General features: G+C 36.9%; 5 protein-coding genes. 3 read left to right on the top strand and 2 right to left on the bottom strand.

Annotated features, from left to right (window positions below):
* Window positions 1-97 precede the first annotated feature (97 nt).
* Both ACY65O_RS05030 and ACY65O_RS05025 read right to left on the bottom strand, forming a co-directional pair.
* Window positions 98-2320 (bottom strand): S9 family peptidase, encoded by a 2223-nt coding sequence (locus tag ACY65O_RS05030; RefSeq protein WP_462219756.1) that lies wholly within the window; start codon window positions 2318-2320, stop codon window positions 98-100.
* A gap of 35 nt (window positions 2321-2355) precedes the next feature.
* The gene (locus ACY65O_RS05025) at window positions 2356-4077 is read right to left on the bottom strand and encodes a hypothetical protein (protein WP_462219755.1); all 1722 of its coding nucleotides are present in this window, start codon (window positions 4075-4077) and stop codon (window positions 2356-2358) included.
* A gap of 39 nt (window positions 4078-4116) precedes the next feature.
* Between ACY65O_RS05025 and ACY65O_RS05020 the strand changes: the two genes are divergently transcribed.
* From ACY65O_RS05020 to ACY65O_RS05010, 3 genes are all read left to right on the top strand, one after another.
* Complete coding sequence (locus ACY65O_RS05020; RefSeq protein ID WP_462219754.1) at window positions 4117-5460, top strand: dihydroorotase; 1344 nt, start codon at window positions 4117-4119, stop codon at window positions 5458-5460.
* Between the two features lie 103 nt (window positions 5461-5563).
* Window positions 5564-6883 (top strand): MutS-related protein, encoded by a 1320-nt coding sequence (locus ACY65O_RS05015; protein WP_462219753.1) that lies wholly within the window; start codon window positions 5564-5566, stop codon window positions 6881-6883.
* A 128-nt stretch (window positions 6884-7011) separates the two neighbouring features.
* Window positions 7012-7385, top strand: a 374-nt coding sequence (locus tag ACY65O_RS05010; RefSeq protein ID WP_462219752.1) for a hypothetical protein, incomplete at its 3' end; no start/stop codon positions are given.

Genomic DNA, 7385 nt, shown 5'->3' with positions numbered 1-7385 from the left:
ACTCTTTTTATTGACATTTATAACAAAGGAAGTTTATTCCTGCCAGTAGGTTTAAAGTATGGGCAACAGTAGCAATAATCTTACCATTACTTTTTCTTTACTTAACACTCAACTGCACTTTTAAAAAATCACTAATCTTTGTAAACAAGTGTATCCTTGCCGAGTTGGGGCTGTTATCGCTGATGTTATGTAAATAATCAGGGTAGAATAATTCGTCAAACTGTTTACGGTTTTTTATCAGTGCCTTGCTCAGCTCCATACTGTTTTGAAAATGAACATTATCATCCGCTGTTCCATGCAATAATAATAAACCACCCTTGTAATTGTTTACAAAATTTACCGGCGAGGCATTATTATAGCCTTCAGCATTTTCGCCGGGGGTTTGCAGCATACGTTCTGCGTACACATTTTCATACAGGCGCCAGTTGGTAACCGGTGCAATGGCAACAGCAGCTTTAAATTGCCCGGCATATTTTGTTGCAGCTAACGCGGCTAAGTAGCCGCCGTAACTCCAGCCCATTATGGCAACATTGGCAGTATCTATCCGGTAATTATTTTTTAAATAATTCTTAAATGCAATAATATCTTCCATTTCCACATCACCCGGTTTTTTATAAGTGGCTTTTCTAAAAGCTTCGCCACGGCCCGGCGTACCCCGTGGATCGATACAAGCCACCAAATAACCCTGGTTGGCTAAGTAGCGCATGGTTAAAGTGGCTTTATCATCCCACTTATCTGTTACTTCCTGTTTGCTTTGGCCGCCATACACATAAATTACTACAGGCATTTTTTTTGCAGGGGCATCAAAAGGTTTTATAACCCATCCTTTCAGTTCATCTTTTTTATTGTTAGTGAAGTTTACAAATTCCGCATTAGGAATTTTGTAGTCACTCATTTTAAATTTCAATTCTTTATTCTCCAGTAATTTTACATTTATAGTACGGCCATCAGTATTATACATTTGTAAAGATGATGGTGTATTTATAGAACTGTAATCATCAATAAAATAACGGTTGTTGGCAGTAAGCTGTACATTATGATAGCCATCTCCATCGGTTAATTTTTTTCTTTTAGTACCGTCAATATTTATTTTGTACAAATGTTTTTCTCTTACACCCGATTCGTTGCCGGTGTAATAAATATCGCCACTGCCTTCATTTACTGATTTAATTTCAAACACATCCCAATCGCCTTTGGTTATCTTTATTTTTTTTGCTGTAGCTAAATTTACTTCGTAGATCTGGTTGTAACCACTGTCTTCACTAAGCCATAAAAAACTGTTGCGGCTGGGTAAAAAATAAATATTGTTTGCCTGCACTTTTATATAATCAGGTTTGGTTTCGGTAAAAACAATTTTTGTATTGCCGGTTTTTATTTCGGCACGTAATAGATCTAATTTTGTTTGCGTTCTGTTTAAACGCTGCACATACAACGCTTTATTATCGGGTTGCCATTTAATGCCGGTAACATATTGGTTGGGATTTAATCCCAAATCAACCGGTGTCATTATTTTATTTTTAATATTGTAAATAAAAACCGAAACTTCCGGCACCATTTCACCGGCCTTGGGGTAACGCTGTTTATTTGTTTCAGGGTAAACCCTGTCATAATAAGAAATGGGAAAAGATTTTACCGCAGTTTCATTAAAACGTAAAAAAGCAATGTGCTCGCCGTCGGGGCTCCATTGATATGCCTGCATCATACCAAAATTATTTTCGTACAACGCATCGGCCATGCCATATAAATTTTGCCCCATGGCGCCATCAAAAGTTACGGGCTGCACCATATCTGTTTGCAGCTCTTTTATAAAAAGATTTCCTTCTCTTATGTAAGCTAATTTTTTACTATCGGGAGAAAAACTACTGTACCATTGTTTGCCTTCGGCACTAACCGTCTTCATTACTTTTTTAGGAATATCCCATACATAATTAAACTCTTTAGTAGAAGTATTGAAGAGCGGTTCTATTTGTGTTTTAATTAAAATTTTAGAATCGTCAGGCGAAAATTCATAGTCTTCAAAAAAAGTAAAGGTTATGGGGGAAGTATCGGCGGCCTGTTTTATTTGATTGGTAAAAGGAGTATCAATAATTTTACCCGTTTCAAAATCTAAAGAAAAAATCATTTCAAGGTTTTTTTCCGGCCGGGCTTCAATAAATGCAAACCGGTTAACGGTATGCATCATGTGGGTTTGTTTTTTCTTCTCATCAAAAAAACCACTCCAGATACCATCTAGCGGTAAATTAAGTTTTTCTTTTTTTTGTGCACCTGATGAAAGCGAAAGCAAAATAAAAACAGCAGTTATGGAAATAGTTTTTTTCATTGGAAAGTGGGGGTTATTGCTTTGATCTTTTTTTATTAAAAATCGTAATCTCTTTTAAACATATTTAAACGAATACCTGCAGTAACTAAACTGGTATTGGTTGGTTTAGCAACGCTTGCAATTTTATAAGTTCTGTATTGAAATGAAAGATCAAAATATAAATTTTGTTTTACTTCGTAAGAAACCAGGAACATTCCGTTAAAGCAGGTGGCTTTATCGCCGCTGCCCACTTTAAAACCAGTTTGCCTGGGCCTTGTGGTATAATCTTTAAAAGGGTTGCTGCCAAAATTTCTGCCAACACTGTCTAATCCCTGGTAAAAATAAATTGCTTTTGCTGTAATATACCATTTAGGCGAGGGCTGGTAATTAATTACGGTCAGCACTTCCTGAAAGTTGGCTCCCAACGGATGTGCCAGTGGCTGGTTATAATGTGTATAGTTTGCAATAGTATCGTTATGCGAATAAGTGAATGGCCTTACACGGTTCATTTCTACCTGTACATCTAAATTGCGAACACCAAATGCATCTACATATTTTGCGCCAAGCTGAATACCAAATTTATTTACCCAGCTGGTGGGATTGTTTTTTACTTCCGATAAAATAAATTCATCTAATAAAAACTGTCCGTAAAATTGCGCCTTGTGGGCAACGTTAGCTTTAAAATCTAAACCGGCAACAGCATTATCAGGGCTGCCCACAGTGCCTTCAATATGGCGGTAAAAAATTATCGGGTTTAAATATTGAAAATCAAAACGGTTTTTTCTGCCGAATATAACGCCTTCGAATAGCCCAACATTAAGCCACTTGGTTACGTTCATGCTCAGGTGGTGCATGGCGGCATATTTCCTGTCTAACAAAGTATCGCCACTTTTTTTAAACTGCGGCATCAGTTCCATAAATAAATTCTGATAATTAAATTTCCAGATTTTAGTGTTGAGTTTTAAAAATAAATTACTGTTGCCCCAGTCGCTTAAAAATAAACTGCGGTAACCATTACCAATAAAATTTTTATCGTAACCAAACTGTACATCTATATAATTTTTTACAGCAGCAAACGTAACATATCCTCTTGCATCAAAATAATCAACACCGGCAGTTTTAAAAGGTTTGTAAAAACCAACGCCGGGTACTGCCCTGAATTTATTTACCTGCTGCTGAAAAAATTGTGGCCCACGTTCCTGGTTATCGGTAAGGTAAGTGGAGAATCCAATTTTATTGCCAATTAAACCACGGGCTGTAATGCCCCGGCTGTTTAAAAATATCGATTTATTATAACCACTTTCAAAACCCTGCTGAAATTGAATTACAGGATTTATTGCTAAAAAGAAATCCTTATTTTTTACTTCAATAAAATTCGCCTTTGTTTTATAAAAAGACCTGAAGAGGGCTTTCTTACTCATATAATTTTCTGTCTTTCCCGTTACCCATTCGGTATTATTCATTAAAAAACTGTTCAGGTTGTATTCATCCACAGGCGTAAGGTCCAGATCTGTCCATTCCCAATATTTATCTCTTCCGGTGCTGTCGGCATACCCCATTCTTGCGCTGTCTAAAAATTCGGCCTGGCGTACAATGGCTTTGCGGTTAAAGGGTCTTAATGTACTAAAGTTGAGGTGCGTATTGGTTTGCTGCTTAATTTCCAGCCGTTCTACAAAATGAATATCTTTAGCGCCCTGGTTAGTGTAGGTAGATTGTGCTGTTGCAAAAACAGGACAAATAAAAAACAGCAGTTTGAAAAAGCTTTTAATAATTTGCATTTAAATATTTTATTTTTAACGGTACAGTAATTTCAAGATATGCAAAAATACCTTTTTAAAAACATTCAGGTTGTAAATGAAGGAAAAATAATAACATTGGATGTTTTAACCGATGGCGAACGTATAGAAAAGATAGACAACAGCATTGAAAGCAAAGGCAATTGTGTTGAAATTAATGGAGAAGGAAAGCATCTTTTTCCGGGTGTGATAGACGACCAGGTGCATTTTAGGGAGCCGGGCCTTACACACAAAGCAACTATTTATACCGAAAGCAAAGCTGCTGTAGCCGGTGGCGTTACCAGTTTTATGGAAATGCCCAACACCATTCCCAATGCATTAACCGTTGAATTGTTAGCCGATAAATACAAGATTGCTGCACAAAGTTCTTTAGCCAATTATTCTTTTTTTATGGGTACCAGCAATAATAATGCTGACGAAGTGCTTAAAATGAATGCACATAAAAAAAACGTGTGCGGTGTAAAAATATTTATGGGAGCCAGCACCGGCAATATGCTGGTAGACAGTCATACTGCACTGGATAAAATTTTCAGCGAAAGCGAAATGCTGATAGCAACACATTGCGAAGACGAAAGAATTATTAAACAGAACTATGAAAGAATAAAAAAAGATAAAGGAATTTTATCAGCAGCCGATCATCCATTAATAAGAAATGAAGAAGCCTGCTACGAAAGTTCGTTAACAGCCATACAGTTTGCAAAAAAATACAACAGCCGTTTACACATTCTCCATATCTCAACAGAAAAAGAATTACAGTTGTTTGGCAATATGTTTCCTTTAAAAGATAAAAGAATAACAGCCGAAGTGTGTGTGCACCATTTACATTTTACTGCAGATGATTACGAGCGACTGGGCTATAAAATAAAATGCAACCCCGCCATAAAAGCACCACATAATAAAGAAGCGTTGTGGAAAGCATTGCTGGATGACAGGCTGGATGTTATAGCCACCGATCATGCACCGCATTTGTTGAGTGAAAAGGATGGCGATTATGAACATGCCCATGCAGGATTACCTTTAGTGCAGCATCCATTATTAATGATGCTGTATCATTACCAGGATGGAAGGATAAGCCTTACAAAAATTGCAGAAAAAATGAGCCATGCTGTTGCCGATTGTTTTGCCATTGAGCAACGTGGTTATATACGAGAAGGTTATTTTGCCGATTTGGTTATGGTGGACATGAATAAACCCCATAAAGTAACCAAAGAAAATATTTTATACAAATGCGGCTGGAGCCCTTTAGAGAATTTTACCTTTAATGCATCTGTAGAAAAAACAATGGTAAGCGGCAACATAGTTTGGGAGGAAGGAAAGTTTAATGAAACCGTAAAAGGCAAACGACTATTATTCGACAGAAAATAAGCCACCCATCCCCTGGGGAGCTTATCACAACTAAGTATTGGAGCGAAAAAAGTATACAACATCATCAACCCCCCTTTAGGGGATGGGGGTTAACTACTACATAATGCAGGCAGATAAAACAACGCTTACCGATCTATCTATTTTTAATATTGAAGAAGAGCAATCTGTTTTTCATTATTTAAATTTTACCCGGACCATTGGCGGTAAAGAATGGCTGCGTTATTTTTTAAATACACCCTTCAGCAGCATAAAAGATATTACCGAAACACAGCAGACTATAAAAAAAATTATTTCTGTTAGCGCCCAATGGCAAAATACTTTGGTAAGTAATGGCACCATAATGGTAGTTGAAAAATTTTACGAAACAGGCATCGAAGAAATTCCGCATAACCCCAATTACATCAGCAGTGTTTATTACAGCGTTTTTAGTGCGCCGGATTTTTCATTTATCCGCTACTCGGTAAAACATTTTAAAGATTTTTTTATTGGCTTGCAGCAGGTAATTGATTTATTACAGGCTGAAAATAATCCGCCATTATTACAAACTTTGGTAGAGCAAATTAAAATACGCCTTAACAAACCCGGCTTGCAGGCAATGCTGCAGTTTGATGTCAGCAAAGAAATATCCAAACAACAATTACTGGCACTGGGCCATTTTTTAAAAAGAAGATTTAAACATGAAGCACTGGAGCTGGTAGAAATTTACAGCCGCCTGGATGCGTATTACAGCATGGCCTGCGCCTGCAATAAATATAATTTGTGCTTTCCCACTTTTATTGATGCGGAGGTGCCGGTGATAAAAGCGGCAAAATTATTTCATCCATTATTGCCCACGCCGGTTGCGTACGATGTTACTCTAAACCAAAAAGAAAATTTTTTATTTTTAACCGGTGCCAACATGGGCGGCAAAAGCACTTTTATAAAAGCGGTAGGTGTTGCTGTTTATTTGGCACATACGGGTATGGGTGTACCGGCGCAGGAAATGCAACTGACTTTATTTGATGGCCTGCTCAGCAACATTAACGTGGTAGATAATATTGTACAGGGCGAAAGTTATTTTTTTAACGAAGTGCAGCGCATACGCAAAACGATCGATAAAATAAGCGACGGAAAAAAATGGCTGATATTGATTGACGAACTTTTTAAAGGCACCAACGTACAGGATGCCATGAAATGCAGCAGCACGGTAATTGAAGGCCTGCTTAAAATAAAAAATTCTTTATTCATCCTCTCTACGCACTTATACGAAATTGGCGAAGGCTTAAAAAAATACCCCAACATACAATTTAAATATTTTGAAACTTCCGTTGCCAACGACCAGTTGTATTTTAGTTACCAGTTAAAAGATGGGATCAGTAATGACAGGCTGGGTTATTTAATTTTGAAGAGGGAAGGTGTGGTGGAGATGCTGGAGAAATTATAATTTTTTGAGCCCGGCTTTTGTAATTCTGTTTGGCTTCGGTGGCGTCGCACTCTTGTGCGGAATAACTTTATTGGGCTTTTATCATGGAGAACGATAGATAAACAGCAAATAATTCGAAGTATAATAGTATGCGTAAATTAACAGTTAAATTTTTATTCTGTATAGGAATGCTTATTTTTTGTTTACCTGCGTGTAAACAAAAATTAAGAAAAATTAATTTTACTCATCAGGTTAAAAAAGAAAAGGGTAATGTTAAATATATTTTCAAAATCATAAACGACTCCGATGAAAATTTATTTTTTCTGGCTCCAAACTTATACTTAAATAAAGATGGTTGTAAAACATATTTTTATATAGAGGGCAAAGTTTATGCGGAAGGATGGGGCTGTAATGAAAGTACTGTTACTCCTGGGGTGGGCAATAGCGGCAGATTTTTTCATTTAATAAAAGCTCCCGAAATAAATCAGGAGCTTAGTGACTCTTTGCAAATAAAAGCTGATAG

This window comes from Ferruginibacter sp. (assembly GCF_031430955.1).
Classification (GTDB): Bacteria; Bacteroidota; Bacteroidia; order Chitinophagales; family Chitinophagaceae; genus Ferruginibacter.
This window is presented reverse-complemented; position numbering and strand designations above follow the sequence as displayed.

Excerpts from the sequence above, each read along its gene's own strand:
- ACY65O_RS05015 (WP_462219753.1), top strand. The coding sequence starts at position 5,564 with ATGCAGGCAGATAAAACAACGCTTACCGATCTATCTATTTTTAATATT.
- ACY65O_RS05020 (WP_462219754.1), top strand. The coding sequence starts at position 4,117 with ATGCAAAAATACCTTTTTAAAAACATTCAGGTTGTAAATGAAGGAAAA.
- ACY65O_RS05025 (WP_462219755.1), bottom strand. The coding sequence starts at position 4,077 with ATGCAAATTATTAAAAGCTTTTTCAAACTGCTGTTTTTTATTTGTCCT.
- ACY65O_RS05030 (WP_462219756.1), bottom strand. The coding sequence starts at position 2,320 with ATGAAAAAAACTATTTCCATAACTGCTGTTTTTATTTTGCTTTCGCTT.